The organism is Pseudomonas sp. NPDC090203, assembly GCF_044746765.1.
Lineage (GTDB): Bacteria > Pseudomonadota > Gammaproteobacteria > Pseudomonadales > Pseudomonadaceae > Aquipseudomonas > Aquipseudomonas putida_AD.
In genome coordinates, this window is sequence record NZ_JBIVCV010000010.1 from 1 (window position 1) to 16,932 (window position 16,932).

Below are 16,932 nucleotides of genomic sequence, written 5' to 3' on the forward strand. Positions count from 1 at the left end.
AGTCTTACAGCGCAAGCACCCACACGAATTGCTTGATTCAGTTGTTAAAGAGCGGTTGGTTAAGATCTTTCGTCTCAACCGAGGCGCGCATTCTACAGCAGCGTCTCATCTTGTCAAGCGGTTATTTTCAGAAGTTTTCAAAATTTCTTGATCAACTTCAACCACTTGCGCTTCGTTCGACTTGGCGTCTCACGTCAGCGGGAGGCGAATTCTACAGCGTTACAACCTGCTGTCAACCACCTTTTTCACCGCTGCCGATTCAGTGACCTGAACCGAAGCACTTCCTCGCCACTCTGAACGTCTAACTCGTTGATATTAAAGGAGTTTTCCGTTCCGACTGCGCCGGAAGTGGGGCGAATTATAGAGATCTCCCGAGGCGCGTCAAGCACTTATTTCAAAATCATTCAGAAACCAGCGTTACGCGCCCGAATGCCTTCTTGCCGGCCTGGCATACATGGGTAGCGCCGACTTTGAAGACAAAGCCGCGATCAACCACTTCACCATCTATACGCACGCCACCGGACGCCAGCAGATCGCGAGCGATCGCCGAGTTCTTCACCAAGCCTGCCTTATTAAGGACGGCAGCGATCGGCATGTCTTCAGCAGCAGACACGGAAATCTCCGGCAGATCCTCGGGCAGCTCGCCATCCTTCATACGGTTGCCCGCAGAACGGTGCGCCGAAGCCGCAGCCTCTTCACCATGGAAACGTGCAACGATTTCCTCGGCCAGCTTGATCTTGATGTCACGCGGGTTCGCACCGGCCTCGCAATCGGCCTTGAAGCCTTCGATCTCTTCCATGGAGCGGAAGCTCAGCAGCTCGAAGTAACGCCACATCAACGCATCCGGGATCGAGACCAGCTTGCTGTACATGATGCCTGGTGCTTCCTGGATACCAACGTAGTTGCCCAGGGACTTGGACATCTTCTTCACGCCATCCAGACCTTCGAGCAGCGGCATGGTCAAAACGCACTGCGCTTCCTGACCGTACGCACGCTGAAGCTCGCGCCCCATCAGCAGGTTGAACTTCTGGTCCGTGCCGCCCAGCTCGACATCCGCGCGCAATGCGACAGAGTCGTAGCCCTGCACCAGCGGATAGAGGAATTCATGGATGGCGATCGACTGGTTCGACTTGTAGCGCTTGTCGAAGTCATCGCGTTCGAGCATACGAGCGACGGTGTACTGGGAAGACAGGCGAATGAAATCCGCAGGACTCATCTGGTCCATCCAGGTAGAGTTGAACGCCACCTCGGTTTTCGCCGGGTCCAGGATCTTGAAGACCTGAGCCTTGTAGGTTTCGGCGTAGTCGAGCACCTGCTCACGGGTCAGCGGCGGGCGCGTGGCGCTCTTGCCGCTCGGATCACCGATCATGCCGGTGAAGTCACCGATCAGGAAGATGACCTGATGCCCCAGCTCCTGGAACTGGCGCAGCTTATTAATAAGCACCGTGTGGCCCAGGTGCAGATCAGGAGCCGTAGGGTCGAAACCAGCCTTGATGCGCAGTGGCTGACCACGCTTGAGTTTGGCGACCAGTTCGGACTCCACCAGGAGTTCGTCCGCGCCACGCTTGATCAGCGCCAACTGCTCTTCAACCGACTTCATAAATCGCCCCGTAAGCCTTATTCCAAAGGGAAACAACGATACAAGATCACCGCCCAAATACAAAGTCTGCCCACAGCAAGGCGACGAATCAGGGAACGATCCGCACGCGGACTTGCCTCAAGCAGGATTTGGTTATATTTTATACAGTTATTTCATCTTCATCATGTCATTCATCTTTTCCATTTCATCTTTTTTCAAAGTCAAAATTACTTATGAACGACACTCCGCCTAAAGCGCCCCCGCTTTATCCGAAGAGCCATCTGCTAGCTGCAAGCGGTATCGCGGCCCTGCTGAGCCTGGCGCTTCTGGTTTTTCCATCGAGCGATGTCGAAGCCAAGAAAACCAACATCGCGCTCGAGCTGGACACGCCATCCGATCAGCTCAAGCAACAACAAGACGCTCAAGACCAGGCGAAAGCCACAGAAGACACCACAACTTCCCCATTCGCACAGATCGACGACAGCACCGACGAGCCTGAAGACACCGCCCAGGCCCCGGCCCCTGCGCCTGCTCCGGCCAAGCCTGCCGCCGAGGCCGTCGCCGCAGCCAAAAGCCCGAACCACAGGGAAATCGTGGTCTCCAAGGGTGACACCCTCTCTACCCTGTTCGAGAAGGTCGGCCTGCCGCCCGCCGCTGTGCATGAAGTCATCGCCAGCGACAAACAGGCCAAGCAGTTCAGCCAGCTGAAGAACGGCCAGGTGCTGCAATTCGAACTGACTCCCGACGGCAACCTGAAGCAGCTGCACAGCAAGCTCAACGACCTGGAATCCATCAGCCTTTCCAGGACCGAAAAGGGCTACCTGTTTACCCGTGACGTCAGCAAGCCCAACGTTCGCACCGCCTACGTGCACGGCATCATCAGCAACTCGCTGTCGCAATCGGGCCAGCGCGCAGGCCTGAGCCACAGCATGACCATGGACATGGCCAACATCTTTGGCTACGACGTCGACTTCGCCCAGGACATCCGCAAGGGTGACGAATTCGACGTGATCTATGAGCAGAAAGTGGTCAACGGCAAGACCGTCGGCACCGGCAACATCCTGTCCGCGCGGTTCACCAACCGTGGCAAGACCTACACCGCCGTGCGTTACACCAACAAGCAGGGCAACACCAACTACTACACCGCCGACGGCAACAGCATGCGCAAGGCATTCATCCGCACCCCGGTTGAATTCGCCCGCATCAGCTCGATGTTCTCCATGGGCCGCAAACACCCGATTCTGAACAAGATCCGCGCTCACAAGGGCATCGACTACGCAGCGCCGCGCGGCACGCCGATCAAGGCCACCGGTGACGGCAAGGTGATCCTGGCCGGCCGTCGTGGCGGCTACGGCAACACCGTCATCATCCAGCACGGCGAGACTTACCGTACGCTCTACGGTCATATGCAGGGCTTTGCCAAAGGCATTCAGAATGGCTCCAGCGTCAAGCAAGGCCAAGTCATCGGCTATATTGGTACGACCGGCCTTTCGACAGGCCCGCATGTGCATTACGAGTTCCAGGTTAATGGCGTTCACGTAGACCCGCTGGGTCAGAAGCTGCCGATGGCAGACCCGATCGCCAAGTCCGAAAAACAGCGGTTCATGCAGGAGAGCCAACCTCTGATGGCTCGCATGGACCAGGAAAAGGCCACCATGCTGGCCTCGAGTAAGCGCTGACCCATGACTTTATATGTAGGTGTAATGTCCGGAAGCAGTCTGGATGGACTCGACTTCGCGCTGATTGAACAGGATGAGCGGCCACGCCTGGTCGCCACCCACTACATCCCTATGCCTGATGACCTGCGCGCCGAGCTGCTGGGCCTGTGCGCCAGCGGTCCGGACGAGATCGCCCGGGTCGGCATCGCCGAGCAGAAATGGGTACGCCTTGCGGCCCAGGGCGTACTCGCGCTGCTGGACAAGCAGAACGTGTCCGCAGGCGAGATTCGCGCCATCGGCAGCCACGGCCAGACGGTTCGCCATGAACCCGCCCGCGGCTTCACCCTGCAGATCGGCAACCCTGCCCTGCTTGCCGAACTGACCGGCATTACCGTCGTCAGCGACTTCCGCAAGCGTGACATCGCCGCCGGTGGCCAGGGTGCCCCGCTGGTGCCGGCGTTCCACGAAGCGCTGTTCGATGACAACAAGGACTATCGCGCAGTGCTGAACGTCGGCGGCTTCAGCAACCTGAGCCTGATCGAGATCGACAAGCCGGTTTCCGGGTTCGACTCCGGCCCCGGCAACGTGCTGCTCGATGCCTGGATCCAGGCCCAACGCGGCCTGAGCTATGACAAGGACGGCGCCTGGGGCGAGAGTGGCACGGTCAACCCGGACCTGCTCAAGTCCATGCTCAGCGACCAGTTCTTCCAGACCAAGGGACCGAAAAGCACCGGGCGTGAAGTCTTCAACCTGGGCTGGGTTCAGCACCACATGTTCCAGTTGCCGACCCTGAAACCCGAAGATGTTCAGGCGACGCTGCTGGAAGTGACAGCCTTGAGCATTACCGAGTCCTTGCAGTCGGCCCAGGCCCAGACCAAGGAATTGCTGGTGTGCGGCGGCGGCGCCCATAACAAGGCGCTGATGGCTCGGCTGGCGGCGTTGCTGCCCAACACCAAGGTGTCCAGCACTGCCGATTTCGGTGTGGACCCGGACTGGGTCGAGGCCATGGCCTTTGCCTGGCTGGCCCATTGCGCACTGGAAAGCGTGCCGGCCAACCGCCCGAGCGTCACCGGGGCCAAAGGCTTGCGAGTACTGGGCGCCATCTACCCGGCGTAACCATTGCCCGCAAACGAAAACGCCGTGCATCTGCACGGCGTTTTGCGTTCTACAGCCTGTGAATCAGATCGAGAACGAGGAACCGCAGCCGCAGGTGGTTGCGGCGTTAGGGTTCTTGATCACGAAGCGGGAGCCTTCCAGCCCCTCCTGATAGTCTACCTCTGCGCCAGCCAGGTACTGGAAGCTCATTGGATCGACCACCAGGCTTACGCCCTCGCGCTCGACGATGGTGTCATCGTCTGCAACGTCTTCATCAAAAGTGAAGCCATACTGGAAGCCCGAACAGCCACCGCCCGTTACGAATACACGCAACTTGAGGCGATCATTGCCCTCTTCGTCGACCAGGGTTTTCACCTTGTGCGCTGCACCCTGGGTGAATTCCAGAGCCACCGGAGTGAAGGATTCGACGCTCATGCTCAATATCTCCCGGCGTTAAGCCGTCATAATGCGTAATGGGCGCATTATCCGCTTCTCCCAGAAAATTGGTCAACTATTCTGACGCAAGCCTCAAGCCGCAAGCGACAAGCTGCAAGTGAAAAGCACGCGATCGGCTTCTCGCTTGAGGCTTGGAGCTTAAAGCTTAAAGCTGCTTTTATGGCAGCATGCCGGCGTGGGACAGGCCCATGCGTTCGTCCAGCTCGAACATGATGTTCATGTTCTGGACCGCCTGGCCCGATGCGCCTTTGACCAGGTTGTCGATGACCGACAGCACCACGACCAGATCACCGTCCTGTGGACGATGCACCGCGATGCGGCAGACGTTGGCGCCGCGGACGCTGCGGGTTTCCGGATGGCTGCCGGCAGGCATCACATCGACGAACGGCTCGTTGGCGTAGCGTTTTTCGAACAGCGCCTGCATGTCCACCGACTTGTCGACGACAGTCGAATACAGGGTGGCATGAATACCGCGAATCATCGGCGTCAGGTGTGGTACGAACGTCAGGCCGATATCGCCACCGGCTGCACGACGCAGGCCCTGGCTGATTTCCGGCAGGTGACGGTGACCTTTGACGGCATAGGCCTTGAAGCTCTCGCTGGTTTCGGCATACAGCGAACCCACGCTGGCACCACGACCGGCGCCGCTGATGCCGGACTTGCAGTCGGCGATCAGGCGGGTCGGATCCGCCAGCCCCGCCTCCAGCAATGGCAGGAAGCCTAGTTGAGTGGCAGTCGGGTAGCAGCCCGGTACCGCGATCAGGCGCGCGCCCTTGATCTGTTCGCGGTTGACTTCCGGCAGTCCGTAGACAGCCTCGCCCAGCAACTCAGGTGCGCCGTGTGGCTGGTTGTACCACTTGGCCCATTCATCGGCATCCTGCAGACGGAAGTCAGCCGACAGGTCGATGACCTTGGTGCCCGCTGCCAGCAGTTCGCCCGCCAGCGCGTGTGCAACGCCGTGAGGAGTGGCAAAAAACACCACGTCGCACGCGCCCAGGACTTTCACATCCGGTACGCTGAAGGCCAGACCGTCGTAGTGGCCGCGCAGGTTCGGATACATGTCGGCCACTGGCAGACCTGCTTCGGAGCGCGAGGTGATCGCCACCACTTGCGCTTGCGGATGCTGTGCCAGAAGACGCAGCAATTCGACGCCGGTGTAACCCGTGCCACCGACGATACCGACCTTGACCATAACCTGCCCTCAACGAAACCACTGGAAAGCCGCTGATAATAGGAGGCCAGGGCCTTGGGGACAACCGTGAACGTGACGTACGGGCCTGCCAGCCACTACTATTTGCGCCACCGTGATCCTGGAAAAAAACCAAAATGCTCTATCTGTGGATAAAAGCACTGCACATTGTTTCAATCGTATGCTGGTTCGCTGGCCTTTTTTACCTCCCTCGCCTTTTCGTCTATCACGCCATGAGCACCGATGACGTCAGCCGCGAGCGCTTCTGCACGATGGAGCGAAAGCTCTACCGCGCAATCATGGGGCCGGCGATGATCGCCACACTGGTGTTCGGCATCTGGCTGATTACACTGACCCCGGGATTCCTGCAGCAAGGCTGGATGCACGCCAAGCTGACCCTGGTGGTGTTGCTGATCGGCTACCACCATATGTGCGGCGCGCAGGTCAAACGTTTCGCCCGTGGCGAGCAGGGCCGCAGCCATGTGTTCTATCGCTGGTTCAATGAAGTCCCGGTTCTGATCCTGTTGGCCATCGTCATTCTGGTCGTGGTCAAACCGTTCTGATCCCACGTTTGTCAGTGATGCATTCAACCCAAGACAAGGAAGCCGTGCATGGCCGAGCAGTTCAAGATCGTATTCGAAGGGCAGTTGCGAACGGGTGTGGACCTTGAAACTGCGCGCCTGAACCTGGCGCAGTTGTTCAAAAGCGATGTGTCGGGCATCGACCGGTTGTTCACCGGCAAGCCTGTTACCGTCAAGAAGGGCCTGACCCGGGATGACGCCCAGCGTTATCTCAAGGCGCTGAACGACGCCGGCGTAGAGGCACGCATCGAGTCCGAACAACCGGTGTCGTGGACGCTCGAGGAAATCGAGGAGCCTGCCCCGGCCAGACCGGCGTTCGAGCCAGCCCCGTCGCCTTACGCCCCACCTCGGGCAGCGGTGACCCAGAACTGGCCGGCAGAGGGTGAGTTGAAGGTGTTCACCGTGCAGGGGCGCATCGGCCGGCTGCGCTATCTGGCGTGGACCATGGTCCTGACCTTCGTCGCCATGCTGGCGGCAGCCCTGTGTTTCGGCGTGCTGAGCCTGTCGCTGGTCGCCGGCGGCTTGCTGGGTGCGGTACTGGTGCTGGCCTTCATCGTCGTGAGCATCATGATGGGCGCACAGCGTCTGCATGATGCCGGCTGGTCGGCCTGGCTGCTCTTGCTCAATCTGGTTCCCTTCGTTGGCAGCTTCTTTCCGATCCTGATGTGTGTCGTGCCCGGCAATGCAGGCCCCAACCGCTACGGTGCCCCGCCACCAAAGAACACCGGCGCTGTGAAAGTCCTCGCCACCCTGTGGCTGTTGTTCCTGGCCCTGATGTTCGTGGCAGGCCTGACCGGCGGGCTGCAGAAGGTCAAAAGCAAGGTAGAAGCCACGACGGACGAATACGAACAGACCCTGCCCTACGACGATGACGACGCTGCACAACCAACCGTGCCGGTAGACCCTGCAGACGCAGGCGACTCTTCCGACAACGAAGAAGATCAATAACTGACTGGCAGCAAGGACGCTGTCTCAACACTTGCAACACCTCATGGGAGACCTGCATGACCCGTTACGCCCTGGTCACCGGAGCATCCAGCGGTATCGGCCTTGCGATGGCCGAAGCGCTGGCTCGCCGTGGCCGCAATCTGATTCTGGTTTCTCGCCATAGGGACATGCTGGAGAGCATTGCCATCGAGTTCACTCAGCGCTTCGGCGTCGAGGTGCTGTTTCGCGCCTGCGATCTGGGCGAACCCCTGCGGCTCTCGGGCTTTCTGCTGGAACTGGAAGAGGGCGAGCGCCAGATCGATCTGCTGGTCAATTGCGCAGGCATCGGCAACAGCGGCCCGTTTCTGGCCCAGGAGTGGGCACAGGAACAGGACCTGCTGGACCTCAACGTGCTGGCCCTGACCCGCCTGTGCCACACGGTGGGCAACCTGATGGCGGTGCAAGGTGGGGGGCAGATCCTCAATGTTGCGTCGATCATGGGGTTCCAGCCGGGCCCGTGGATGAGCACCTATGCCGCCAGCAAAGCCTATGTGCTGCACTTTTCCGAAGGCCTTCGCGAGGAACTGAAGAAAACCGGCGTGAGAATCTCGGTGCTGTGCCCGGGCCCCACGCGCACGTCGTTCTTCCGCACCGCTCAGTTGAATGCCGACAAGTTCACCAGCGACAAGACCATGAGCGCCGAAGAGATCGCGCTGTATACCGTGCGTGCCCTGGACAAGAATCGCGCGATCATCGTGCCGGGCCTGCGTAATCGCCTCATGATCCGGATGCCCCGTCTGGCCGGGCGCTGGATGACGCGCAAGATCTGGGGCTCGATGCTCAAGTCGCGCACTTCGGCCTGATGCTCCGCGTTGCAAGAAACGACTGGGCGTGTTCGCGCGCGCTCAGTACACTCGCCCCACTGCCCCTGAAACGGAGAAACAAGGCTGTGACTACTCTGTTCACCAAGATCATCAACCGGGAAATCCCGGCAAAGATCATCTACGAAGACGATCAAGTGCTGGCGTTTCACGACATCGCCCCTCAGGCGCCGATCCACTTTCTGGTCATCCCGAAGAAACCGATCGCCACGCTTAACGACGTGACCGAAGAAGACAAGGGCCTGCTGGGCCACATCCTCTTCACCGCCCAGCGCCTGGCCAAGGAGCAGGGTTGCGAGGACGGTTTTCGCGTTGTGATGAACACCAACGAGAAAGGCGGGCAGACCGTCTATCACATTCACATGCACGTGCTGGGCAAGCGCCAGATGACCTGGCCGCCGGGCTGAGTCGGGCCCTACACCGGTTTTACCGACCCGCCGGGCGTCTATTGCGCGCCTGGGCGGGTTGACGCAGCACAAGCCTCGTCACAATGATTGAGGTAGACTGGCCGCCGTGGATTTATCCGGAGGTGCCCATGGCTACCGAACGTCACTACTCCCCTATCGATCGTTTTCTGTTGCAGGCCGACGCTGCGATGAAGACGCTGCTGCCTGCCAGCGCGCATTCCCATCGCCCCTCGCCCGCCATCGTCCAGCCCGACACCAAGCTGAGCGAAACCGACACCCGACACGTCGCCGGCCTGATGCGCATCAACCATACCGGCGAAGTCTGTGCCCAGGCGCTGTATCAGGGCCAGGCGCTGACCGCCAAGCTGCCTCATGTGCGCAAGGCGATGGAACATGCCGCCGAAGAAGAGATCGACCACCTGGTGTGGTGCGAGCAGCGCATCCGCCAACTGGGCAGCCACACCAGTGTGCTCAACCCGCTGTTTTACGGCATGTCGTTCGGGATCGGCGCTGTCGCCGGGCTGATCAGCGACAAGGTGAGCCTGGGTTTTGTGGCGGCGACTGAAGATCAGGTCTGCAAGCACCTGAACGAGCATCTGGAGCAACTGCCGCTGGAGGACGAAAAGTCCCGCGCGATTCTTGAACAGATGCGCACAGACGAAGAGCAACATGCCGAAGGCGCCATCCAGGCTGGCGGTTTCCGCTTCCCGGCACCGGTGAAGTTCGGCATGAGCATGCTGGCCAAGGTGATGACCAAGAGCACCTACCGTATCTGACAGTCCCCTGTAGCAGCACGGCTTGCCGGCGGGAGCGGTGTGTCAGACGGCACATTCGTCGCAGATACACCGCCCCGCCGGCAAGCCGTGCTGCTACGGGAGAACATCAATACCGACTTGGTGTATCAACCCAGCTCGATGATTTCATAGTCGTGGGTGATTTCCACGCCCGCGTTACCCAGCATGATCGACGCCGAGCAGTACTTCTCGGCGGACAGTTCGATGGCGCGCTTGACCTGGGTTTCCTTCAGGCCACGGCCCTTGACCACGAAGTGCAGGTGGATCTTGGTGAACACCTTCGGGTCTTCAGTGGCCCGCTCGGCTTCCAGGAAGGCTTCGCAGCTCTCGACCGGCTGGCGGGCTTTCTTCAGGATGCTGACCACGTCGAAGTTGCTGCAACCGCCCAGGCCGATCAGCACCATTTCCATTGGGCGCACGCCCAGGTTGCGACCGCCGCTCTCGGGCGGGCCGTCCATCACGACCACATGGCCGCTGCCCGACTCGCCGAGGAACATGGCCTCACCCGCCCACTGAATACGCGCTTTCATCCCCAGGACTCCGTACTTGAAATAAGAATGCTTGAAAAAAGGCGGCCAGCTTAGCACAGGGCAGAGATGTCACTGAGTGCGTCGGGAGATGCCGATTAGCGACACAAAAGTAGGAAATTTCGGAAAAATGGCGATTTGCCCCTCACTCGGGGCGATAAATCGGAAATACTGCCGATACCTATAAGAATGCCTCAGGGCGCAGTTTTTTACGGGATACAACCATGGTTGTCATGACCCCTCCGAACAAAGCCAAACTGGTCGACAAGCTCCTTCCCTACGCCCAGCGCAGACGTTGCCCGGCCAAGAGCAACATCATTTGCGCCGGCGAGGAATCCGAGTCTCTGTACCTGATTATCAAGGGCTCGGTGACGATCCTGATCGAGGACAGCGACGGCCGCGAAATGATCGTCGCGTACCTCAATGCCGGCGACTTCTTCGGCGAACTGGGTCTGTTCCATCCCCAGAGCACCGGCTCGCCGCGCAGCGCCTGGGTGCGCGCCAAGACTGAGTGCGAAGTCGCCGAAATCAGCTATGCAAAATTCCGCGAGCTGAGCCAGCACGATCCTGAACTGATGTACGCAATGGGCGGCCAGATGGCCGAGCGTCTGCGCAACACCACGCGCAAGGTCGGTGACCTGGCGTTTCTCGATGTCACGGGCCGGGTGGCGCGCAGCCTGCTGGACCTGTGCAAGCAGCCGGACGCGATGACTCACCCCGATGGCATGCAGATCAAGATCACCCGCCAGGAAATCGGGCGGATTGTGGGCTGCTCACGGGAAATGGTTGGGCGCGTGCTCAAGTCGCTGGAAGAGCAGAAGCTGGTTCACGTGCGCGGCAAGACCATGGTGGTATTCGGCACCCGCTGAATTCCGCTACAGCTGAGCGAACACCTGGGCGTAGCGCTCGGCCAGGCGGTTCAGGAAATCCGGCGCGGCGAACAATTCGTGAAGGGCGATGTGGCTGTCGGCGTTGCAACGCTGTTCCAGCTCGCACATCTGGTTGAAGCGGTTGACGGCGTCGACCATCTCCACACGTTCGTTATCCAGCAGCATCGCACCGTGGGCCAGCACCACCGGCCGCTGTCCGCCCTGGCTCTGGCGCCAGCGCTGGGCAGTCCCGACCATCTTGCGACCATCGAGATTGACGTTGAAGCGCCCATCGCAGAACGCGCCGGGAACCTCCCCCACAGACGCCGCGCCACCCAGCTCGCCCAACACATCGAGCATGGGCTGACACAGGCGCATGTAGGCGTTCTCGATGCGGTCGCGATCAGGGTCGGATTTGGGCTGGACGTAGACCAGCGCGACATTCACGGTGGCAGGGGACTGGGGAACCGGCTCGCCACCGCTTTCACGCAGCAGTACCGGCCAACCAATATCGGACAGGGTTTCGCTGGCTTCGCTGAAGCCTGGCAGGCGACTGAGCCTGCGCGGCATCACCAGCGCGTGATCGTTGGGGCGCCAGAACAGCACGCCGTAATCTGCATCCCCGGCACAGACAGAAGCCAGCAAGTCCTGCTCGGCCGCAAGGCCGGCTTCAACGCAGATGTCGATGACTTGTGTGCTCATGTCCAACTCCCCAATAGATTCACGTAGCAGCACGGCTTGCCGGCGGGAGCGGTGTGCCAGACAGCATATTCGTCACAGATACACCGCCCCCGCCGGCAAGCCGTGCTGCTACGAGGGCTGTATCAATCCAGCGTGCTGCCCTTGATCGCTGCGCCTTTTTCCGGGAAGAACAGGCGCTGCAGTTCCACGCCCGGTTTTTCAGCGCGCATGAAGGCTTCGCCCACCAGGAAGGAATACACCTCGTTGATTTCCATCAACTCGACGTCGGCGCGGTTGAGAATCCCGCTCTCGGTGATGACCAGGCGATCACGGGGGATGCGCGGCAGCAGGTCAAGCGTGGTTTCAAGGCTGACATCGAAGGTGTGCAGGTTGCGGTTGTTGATGCCGACCAGCGGGGTATCGAGGGTCTTGAGCGCCCGCTCCAGCTCATCGCCATCGTGCACTTCAACCAGAATGTCCAGGCCAACGCCTTTGGCGACCGATGCCAGCTCGGCCATTTTCACGTCGTCCAGTGCCGACACGATCAGCAAGATGCAGTCGGCGCCCAGCGCGCGTGCTTCAACCACCTGATACGGGTCGATCATGAAATCCTTGCGGATGACCGGCAGCGCACAGGCGCCACGGGCTTCTTTCAGGTACGCATCGGCGCCCTGGAAGAAATCGATGTCCGTCAGCACCGACAGGCAGGTCGCACCGCCCGCCTCGTAGCTCTTGGCGATCTCGGCCGGCTGGAAGTTCTCGCGAATCACGCCCTTGCTCGGCGAAGCCTTCTTGATTTCGGCGATGACCGCAGGCTGCTTGCGCTTGGCTTGCTCGATCAATGCCTGGGCGAAGCCGCGCGGCGCATCGGCGGTGCTGACCAGCGTTTCCAGCTCCGAGAGGCTGACGCTGGCACGACGCGCCGCGACTTCCTCGGCCTTGCGGGCAAGAATCTTTTCCAGAACCGTCGGCACACTCATCCTTCATTCTCCTGTTTGAATACTGCGGTGAAGGCGCCCAGCTCCTCGAGCTTTTCACGCGCCAGGCCCGTATGCAGCGCATCGTGGGCCAGCTCCACACCTTCTTTCAACGATGACGCAAGATCGGCGGCATAGAGCGCGGCGCCGGCGTTGAGCACGATCATTTCGGCGGCTTTCTGACCGTTTTCGGTCTTGCGGCGGCCCAGGGCATCACGAATCAGTTCAAGCGACTGCGCCGGGCTGTCCACCACCAGGCCAAACAGGCTCTGGCTCTTCATGCCCAGGTCTTCGGGTTGCACCCAGTATTCGGTGACTTCGCCGTTCTTTAGTTCAGCGACAAAAGTCGGCGCCGCCAGGCTGAATTCGTCCAGGCCGTCCTGGGAATGCACCACCAGCACGTGTTTGCTGCCCAGACGCAACAATACTTCCGCCAGCGGGCGGCACAGCGCCTGATTGAACACACCGACCACCTGATGCTTGACCCCAGCCGGGTTGGTCAGCGGGCCGAGCATGTTGAACAGGGTGCGCAGTCCCAGCTCCTTGCGTGGGCCGGCGGCGTGTTTCATCGCGCCGTGATGAGTCTGGGCGAACATGAAACCGATGCCGACGCTGTCGATGCAGCGCGCCACCTGGACTGGCGTCAGGTTCAGGTAGACCCCGGCGGCTTCCAGCAGATCGGCGCTGCCGCTCTTGCCCGACACCGCGCGGTTACCGTGCTTGGCCACCGTGCAACCGGCGGCGGCGATCACGAAGGATGCGGCGGTCGACACGTTGAAGATGTTTGCCCCGTCACCGCCTGTACCGACGATGTCGACGACGCGCTCCAGAGATTGAAGCTGGACCTGATCGGCCAGCTCGCGCATGACCGACACCGCACCGACGATTTCGTCGATGGTCTCGCTCTTCATGCGCATGCCCATCAGGAATGCGCCGATCTGCGCCTGAGTGCATTGTCCGGTCATGATTTCGCGCATGACGTCGCGCATTTCGTCGGTGGTCAGGTCCAGTTGATTCACAACCCGGGCCAGCGCCGTTTTGATATCCATTGCCATATCGAAGTGTCCTTAACCCTGACGAGTGCCGCCGGTCTGCTTGAGGAAGTTGGCGAACAGCTCGTGCCCCTGCTCGGAGAGAATCGACTCAGGGTGGAACTGCACCCCTTCGACGTTCAATGTCTTGTGGCGCAGGCCCATGATCTCATCGACGGAGCCGTCTTCGAGCTGGGTCCAGGCGGTCACTTCCAGACAGTCTGGCAAGGTCTCACGCTTGACCACCAAAGAGTGGTAACGGGTTACGGTCAGCGGGTGTTTCAGGCCTTCGAAGACGCCCTGGTCTTCGTGGATCAGATCGCTGGTCTTGCCGTGCATGACCTGGCGTGCGCGCACCACATCCCCACCAAATGCCTGGCCGATGGACTGGTGGCCCAGGCACACACCCAGCACCGGCAGCTTGCCGGCAAAGTGTTTGATGACGTCGATGGAGACGCCCGCCTCGTTCGGCGTGCACGGGCCCGGCGAAACCACGATGCGCTCGGGATTCAAAGCTTCGATTTCGGCAACGGTCATTTCGTCGTTGCGGATCACTTTAACGTCGGCGCCCAGTTCGCCCAGGTACTGCACGACGTTATAGGTAAAGGAGTCGTAGTTATCGATCATCAGCAGCATGGTGTGCTTAACCTCTTGAAATCACTGACCTTAATCAACCTCTCGAAAGTCGCACCCGCATTTGTGGCCACTGCGCTACGCAGGACGGGCGGCATGAACTTCGTGTCTGAGGCAGGGTGTTGCAGCGCCGGGCAGGCCGGCAAGGGGAAAGAGTCAGGCGCGCCAACGCCAGCGGGCGTGGGCCTTGATAACGCGCATCAAGAGTTTGCTGACAATTGTCACGGGAGGGTCTCATCTATACGTTCCGGGACATTAGCGTACCGAACCTGGCGAAGCAACCGCATTCTACGATAGAAAAACCTCACTTGATCTACTCAGAACGGCGAGGATTGCGCGGATCAGCATCCAGCGGCGCTGGCAGCAGGCGCGAAGTTCGCTCCCGCAAGCGGGGCGCGACAAAATCCAGGAAGGCCCGCAACTTGAGCGGCAGCGGCGTTTGCCCCTTGTGCACCAGGCTGACGGGCAAGGGTGCGGACTCGAAGGGCTCAAGGACGATGTTCAGCTTTTCATCACTCACCGCTTGCGCGACCTGGTAAGACAGCACGCGAATCAGCCCCACGCCCAGTACGGCGGCATCGATGGCGGCTTCTGCGGTATTGACCGTGAGCCGTGAATGAACAGCCACCGAGCGCTCTGACTTTCCGCCGCCGAACACCCAGGCACGCTTGGATTCCAGCACTTCGAAGGTAATGCAGTCGTGCCCGGCCAGATCCTCCGGCGTGGCCGGCATGCCCCGTTGCGCAAGGTACCCAGGGCTTGCACACACCACTCGGCGCACCTTGCCCACTTGCGTGGCCATGAGCGAGCTGTCTGGCAACTCACCAATCCGCACCGCGATATCGCCGTGCTCTTCCATCAGGTGCACCACACGATCAGTGAGCATCAGGCTCACGCTGATCTGCGGGTACTGCGCGAGAAACTCTGCCACCACCGGCACCACGTGCAAGCGTCCGAACACCACGGGGGCGGTGACCACCAGTTCGCCCTTGGGCGCGGCGTATTCGCCGGTCGCGGCGCGCTCGGCCTCGCCGATGTCCTCAAGTATCCGCTGGCAGGCCGCCATGTAGGAGGCCCCGGCCTCGGTCAATGAAAGCTGGCGGGTGGTCCGATGCAACAGGCGCGTGTTGAGGTGCGATTCCAGCTCCGCGACCTTGCGGCTGACCGTCGCCAGCGGCATGCCCAACCGGCGCGCGGCAGCCGAGAGGCTTCCCGCCTGGGCAACCGTGACGAAGATGGACATGGCGTCCAGGCGATTCATCGCGACTCTCTCAAATTCTGGAAGGATGATTCCCGATCTTAGGGAATTCTCTTTATAAATGCGACTGCGTAGGGTTGATCTCAATGACCGGTACACAGCATTGGGCTGCACATGCCGGGCGCCAGCCAACCTGAAGGAGGATGCGATGAGCAGCCTGCCCACTACACCCCACAGCGCACCTGACAGTGCCCCCGCCACAGCGTCGCGCAGCAAGATCGTCATGATGGCGATCATCGCGGGCGCCGTGATCACCAACCTTTACTGCGTGCAGCCAATACTGCCGTTGATTGGCGCGAGCCTTCAGATCGACCAGACCACTGTCGACATCGTCGCCGGCGCCGCCCTGCTCGGGTTCGCCTTTGGCTTGGCGATGCTGCTGCCCCTGGGGGATCGCTTCGACAGGCGCACCCTGGTGCTGGGGCAAATCATCGTCGCCATCGTCTTCGCACTAGCCGCCGCCGCATCGCCAAGCGTCTGGACACTGATAGCGGCGTCCTTCGGCCTGGGCGTGGTCGCCTGCGTTCCGCAGCAACTGGTGCCGTTCGCCGCCGTCATGTCACGACCCAGCGAGCGCGGGCGTTCGGTAGGCACGGTGGTCAGCGGCATCATGGTCGGCATCCTGCTGGGCCGCACACTGTCCGGCCTGATCGGGGAAGTCTATGGCTGGCGCGCGGTGTACGTCGTCGAAGCGGCGTTCATGGTGCCGGTGTTCATCGTTGCCGCCTCGTTGCTGCCTCGTGGCGTACCGACCACTCAACTGTCCTACGGCAAATTGCTGGCTTCGCTGTGGCCGCTGATGCGCGACAACAAGCCGATTCGCGATTCGATGGTGGTTCAGGCGCTACTGTGGGCGTGCTTCAACGCGTTCTGGGTCAACCTTGCCGCGCTGCTGAGTGAAGGCCCGCTGCATCTGGGCAGTGCCTGGGCCGGGGGCTTCGGGATCATCGGTGCCGCCGGCGCCCTTGCCGCATCGGCTGCAGGGCGCGCGTCTGATCGCTTCGGAACCCGGGCAGTGATTGCTGCCAGCATCGGCATTGTGACCCTGTCGTATCTGCTGCTCGCAGGGGCCGAGTCTTCGCTGATCTTCCTGGTGCTCGGGGTCATCGTGCTGGATATCGGCGTGCAGGCGGGGCTTGTCTCCAACCAGACTCGCGCTTTCGCCGTGGACCCAAAGGCCCAGGGGCGCATCAACAGCCTGTACATGACCGGCACCTTTTTCGTCGGCGCGCTGGGCACGGTCATCAGCGGCTGGCTCATGGCCCGTTTCGGCTGGCAGGGCGTCGTCACCTTTGGCATCGGGCTGGGAGTGCTGGCCGGGATCTACCACTGGATGGGAGCCTCAAGCGCCGCTGCAAAACAGCCGACCCCGAGCGCCTGAAGGAAGGC

General features: G+C 60.8%; 18 protein-coding genes. 9 read left to right on the forward strand and 9 right to left on the reverse strand.

Annotation, left to right across the window (positions count from 1 at the left end):
• Window positions 1–400 precede the first annotated feature (400 nt).
• The gene (tyrS, locus tag ACIPO9_RS17765; protein WP_274136432.1) at window positions 401–1,600 is read right to left on the reverse strand and encodes a tyrosine--tRNA ligase; all 1,200 of its coding nucleotides are present in this window, start codon (window positions 1,598–1,600) and stop codon (window positions 401–403) included.
• 212 nt (window positions 1,601–1,812) lie between these two features.
• Between tyrS and ACIPO9_RS17770 the strand changes: the two genes are divergently transcribed.
• Together ACIPO9_RS17770 and ACIPO9_RS17775 are read left to right on the forward strand one after the other, a co-directional pair.
• The gene (locus ACIPO9_RS17770) at window positions 1,813–3,258 is read left to right on the forward strand and encodes a peptidoglycan DD-metalloendopeptidase family protein (RefSeq protein ID WP_400782506.1); all 1,446 of its coding nucleotides are present in this window, start codon (window positions 1,813–1,815) and stop codon (window positions 3,256–3,258) included.
• 3 nt (window positions 3,259–3,261) lie between these two features.
• Window positions 3,262–4,353, forward strand: coding sequence for an anhydro-N-acetylmuramic acid kinase (locus ACIPO9_RS17775; RefSeq protein ID WP_274136435.1), 1,092 nt, complete (start codon window positions 3,262–3,264; stop codon window positions 4,351–4,353).
• Window positions 4,354–4,416: 63 nt separating this feature from the next.
• On the opposite strand, the gene erpA is transcribed toward ACIPO9_RS17775, so the two are convergent.
• Together erpA and argC are read right to left on the reverse strand one after the other, a co-directional pair.
• On the reverse strand, window positions 4,417–4,767 hold the full coding sequence (gene erpA, locus ACIPO9_RS17780) for an iron-sulfur cluster insertion protein ErpA (protein ID WP_274136436.1): 351 nt from the start codon (window positions 4,765–4,767) through the stop codon (window positions 4,417–4,419).
• A 178-nt stretch (window positions 4,768–4,945) separates the two neighbouring features.
• Window positions 4,946–5,980 carry an N-acetyl-gamma-glutamyl-phosphate reductase gene (gene argC / locus ACIPO9_RS17785; protein WP_400782509.1) on the reverse strand — a complete coding sequence of 345 codons (1,035 nt, stop codon included), beginning with the start codon at window positions 5,978–5,980 and terminating at the stop codon, window positions 4,946–4,948.
• Window positions 5,981–6,114: 134 nt separating this feature from the next.
• On the opposite strand from argC, the gene hemJ reads away from it, so the two are divergent.
• The 5 genes from hemJ (at window position 6,115) to coq7 (ending at window position 9,549) form a co-directional block, all read left to right on the forward strand.
• A complete protein-coding gene (gene hemJ, locus ACIPO9_RS17790; RefSeq protein ID WP_274136439.1) occupies window positions 6,115–6,540 on the forward strand; it encodes a protoporphyrinogen oxidase HemJ in 426 nt (141 codons plus the stop codon).
• 48 nt (window positions 6,541–6,588) lie between these two features.
• The gene (locus ACIPO9_RS17795) at window positions 6,589–7,506 is read left to right on the forward strand and encodes a DUF805 domain-containing protein (protein WP_400608591.1); all 918 of its coding nucleotides are present in this window, start codon (window positions 6,589–6,591) and stop codon (window positions 7,504–7,506) included.
• A 56-nt stretch (window positions 7,507–7,562) separates the two neighbouring features.
• Entirely contained in the window at window positions 7,563–8,348 is a 786-nt protein-coding gene (locus ACIPO9_RS17800) for an SDR family NAD(P)-dependent oxidoreductase (RefSeq protein ID WP_400608592.1), read from the forward strand.
• Window positions 8,349–8,434: 86 nt separating this feature from the next.
• Entirely contained in the window at window positions 8,435–8,773 is a 339-nt protein-coding gene (locus tag ACIPO9_RS17805; RefSeq protein ID WP_274136442.1) for a histidine triad nucleotide-binding protein, read from the forward strand.
• Between the two features lie 128 nt (window positions 8,774–8,901).
• Window positions 8,902–9,549, forward strand: a complete 648-nt coding sequence (gene coq7 / locus ACIPO9_RS17810) for a 2-polyprenyl-3-methyl-6-methoxy-1,4-benzoquinone monooxygenase (protein WP_400782511.1) — start codon at window positions 8,902–8,904, stop codon at window positions 9,547–9,549.
• Window positions 9,550–9,674: 125 nt separating this feature from the next.
• Here the strand turns inward: coq7 and ACIPO9_RS17815 are convergent, their stop codons facing one another.
• A complete protein-coding gene (locus ACIPO9_RS17815; protein ID WP_062385162.1) occupies window positions 9,675–10,097 on the reverse strand; it encodes an OsmC family protein in 423 nt (140 codons plus the stop codon).
• A 221-nt stretch (window positions 10,098–10,318) separates the two neighbouring features.
• Between ACIPO9_RS17815 and crp the strand changes: the two genes are divergently transcribed.
• Window positions 10,319–10,963 carry a cAMP-activated global transcriptional regulator CRP gene (crp, locus tag ACIPO9_RS17820; protein WP_274136444.1) on the forward strand — a complete coding sequence of 215 codons (645 nt, stop codon included), beginning with the start codon at window positions 10,319–10,321 and terminating at the stop codon, window positions 10,961–10,963.
• A 6-nt stretch (window positions 10,964–10,969) separates the two neighbouring features.
• Here the strand turns inward: crp and ACIPO9_RS17825 are convergent, their stop codons facing one another.
• The 5 genes from ACIPO9_RS17825 to ACIPO9_RS17845 all read right to left on the reverse strand — a co-directional run bounded on the left by ACIPO9_RS17825 (window position 10,970) and on the right by ACIPO9_RS17845 (window position 15,546).
• The gene (locus tag ACIPO9_RS17825) at window positions 10,970–11,665 is read right to left on the reverse strand and encodes a biotin/lipoate A/B protein ligase family protein (RefSeq protein ID WP_400782513.1); all 696 of its coding nucleotides are present in this window, start codon (window positions 11,663–11,665) and stop codon (window positions 10,970–10,972) included.
• A gap of 122 nt (window positions 11,666–11,787) precedes the next feature.
• Window positions 11,788–12,624, reverse strand: a complete 837-nt coding sequence (trpC, locus tag ACIPO9_RS17830; RefSeq protein ID WP_274136447.1) for an indole-3-glycerol phosphate synthase TrpC — start codon at window positions 12,622–12,624, stop codon at window positions 11,788–11,790.
• On the reverse strand, window positions 12,621–13,670 hold the full coding sequence (gene trpD, locus ACIPO9_RS17835) for an anthranilate phosphoribosyltransferase (RefSeq protein ID WP_400608731.1): 1,050 nt from the start codon (window positions 13,668–13,670) through the stop codon (window positions 12,621–12,623). Before trpD ends, trpC begins: the two co-directional genes overlap by 4 nt.
• A gap of 18 nt (window positions 13,671–13,688) precedes the next feature.
• Window positions 13,689–14,288 carry an aminodeoxychorismate/anthranilate synthase component II gene (locus ACIPO9_RS17840; RefSeq protein ID WP_274136449.1) on the reverse strand — a complete coding sequence of 200 codons (600 nt, stop codon included), beginning with the start codon at window positions 14,286–14,288 and terminating at the stop codon, window positions 13,689–13,691.
• 310 nt (window positions 14,289–14,598) lie between these two features.
• Window positions 14,599–15,546: a LysR family transcriptional regulator gene (locus ACIPO9_RS17845; RefSeq protein WP_400782516.1), complete on the reverse strand. Its 948-nt coding sequence runs from the start codon at window positions 15,544–15,546 to the stop codon at window positions 14,599–14,601.
• Between the two features lie 145 nt (window positions 15,547–15,691).
• Between ACIPO9_RS17845 and ACIPO9_RS17850 the strand changes: the two genes are divergently transcribed.
• The gene (locus tag ACIPO9_RS17850) at window positions 15,692–16,924 is read left to right on the forward strand and encodes an MFS transporter (RefSeq protein ID WP_400782518.1); all 1,233 of its coding nucleotides are present in this window, start codon (window positions 15,692–15,694) and stop codon (window positions 16,922–16,924) included.
• Window positions 16,925–16,932 lie beyond the last annotated feature (8 nt).

What these genes read in the sequence shown, in the direction of transcription:
- tyrS (WP_274136432.1), bottom strand. Translation starts at nt 1,600, where the DNA reads ATGAAGTCGGTTGAAGAGCAGTTGGCGCTGATCAAGCGTGGCGCGGAC.
- ACIPO9_RS17770 (WP_400782506.1), top strand. Translation starts at nt 1,813, where the DNA reads ATGAACGACACTCCGCCTAAAGCGCCCCCGCTTTATCCGAAGAGCCAT.
- ACIPO9_RS17775 (WP_274136435.1), top strand. Translation starts at nt 3,262, where the DNA reads ATGACTTTATATGTAGGTGTAATGTCCGGAAGCAGTCTGGATGGACTC.
- erpA (WP_274136436.1), bottom strand. Translation starts at nt 4,767, where the DNA reads ATGAGCGTCGAATCCTTCACTCCGGTGGCTCTGGAATTCACCCAGGGT.
- argC (WP_400782509.1), bottom strand. Translation starts at nt 5,980, where the DNA reads ATGGTCAAGGTCGGTATCGTCGGTGGCACGGGTTACACCGGCGTCGAA.
- hemJ (WP_274136439.1), top strand. Translation starts at nt 6,115, where the DNA reads ATGCTCTATCTGTGGATAAAAGCACTGCACATTGTTTCAATCGTATGC.
- ACIPO9_RS17795 (WP_400608591.1), top strand. Translation starts at nt 6,589, where the DNA reads ATGGCCGAGCAGTTCAAGATCGTATTCGAAGGGCAGTTGCGAACGGGT.
- ACIPO9_RS17800 (WP_400608592.1), top strand. Translation starts at nt 7,563, where the DNA reads ATGACCCGTTACGCCCTGGTCACCGGAGCATCCAGCGGTATCGGCCTT.
- coq7 (WP_400782511.1), top strand. Translation starts at nt 8,902, where the DNA reads ATGGCTACCGAACGTCACTACTCCCCTATCGATCGTTTTCTGTTGCAG.
- ACIPO9_RS17815 (WP_062385162.1), bottom strand. Translation starts at nt 10,097, where the DNA reads ATGAAAGCGCGTATTCAGTGGGCGGGTGAGGCCATGTTCCTCGGCGAG.
- crp (WP_274136444.1), top strand. Translation starts at nt 10,319, where the DNA reads ATGGTTGTCATGACCCCTCCGAACAAAGCCAAACTGGTCGACAAGCTC.
- ACIPO9_RS17825 (WP_400782513.1), bottom strand. Translation starts at nt 11,665, where the DNA reads ATGAGCACACAAGTCATCGACATCTGCGTTGAAGCCGGCCTTGCGGCC.
- trpC (WP_274136447.1), bottom strand. Translation starts at nt 12,624, where the DNA reads ATGAGTGTGCCGACGGTTCTGGAAAAGATTCTTGCCCGCAAGGCCGAG.
- trpD (WP_400608731.1), bottom strand. Translation starts at nt 13,670, where the DNA reads ATGGATATCAAAACGGCGCTGGCCCGGGTTGTGAATCAACTGGACCTG.
- ACIPO9_RS17840 (WP_274136449.1), bottom strand. Translation starts at nt 14,288, where the DNA reads ATGCTGCTGATGATCGATAACTACGACTCCTTTACCTATAACGTCGTG.
- ACIPO9_RS17845 (WP_400782516.1), bottom strand. Translation starts at nt 15,546, where the DNA reads ATGAATCGCCTGGACGCCATGTCCATCTTCGTCACGGTTGCCCAGGCG.
- ACIPO9_RS17850 (WP_400782518.1), top strand. Translation starts at nt 15,692, where the DNA reads ATGAGCAGCCTGCCCACTACACCCCACAGCGCACCTGACAGTGCCCCC.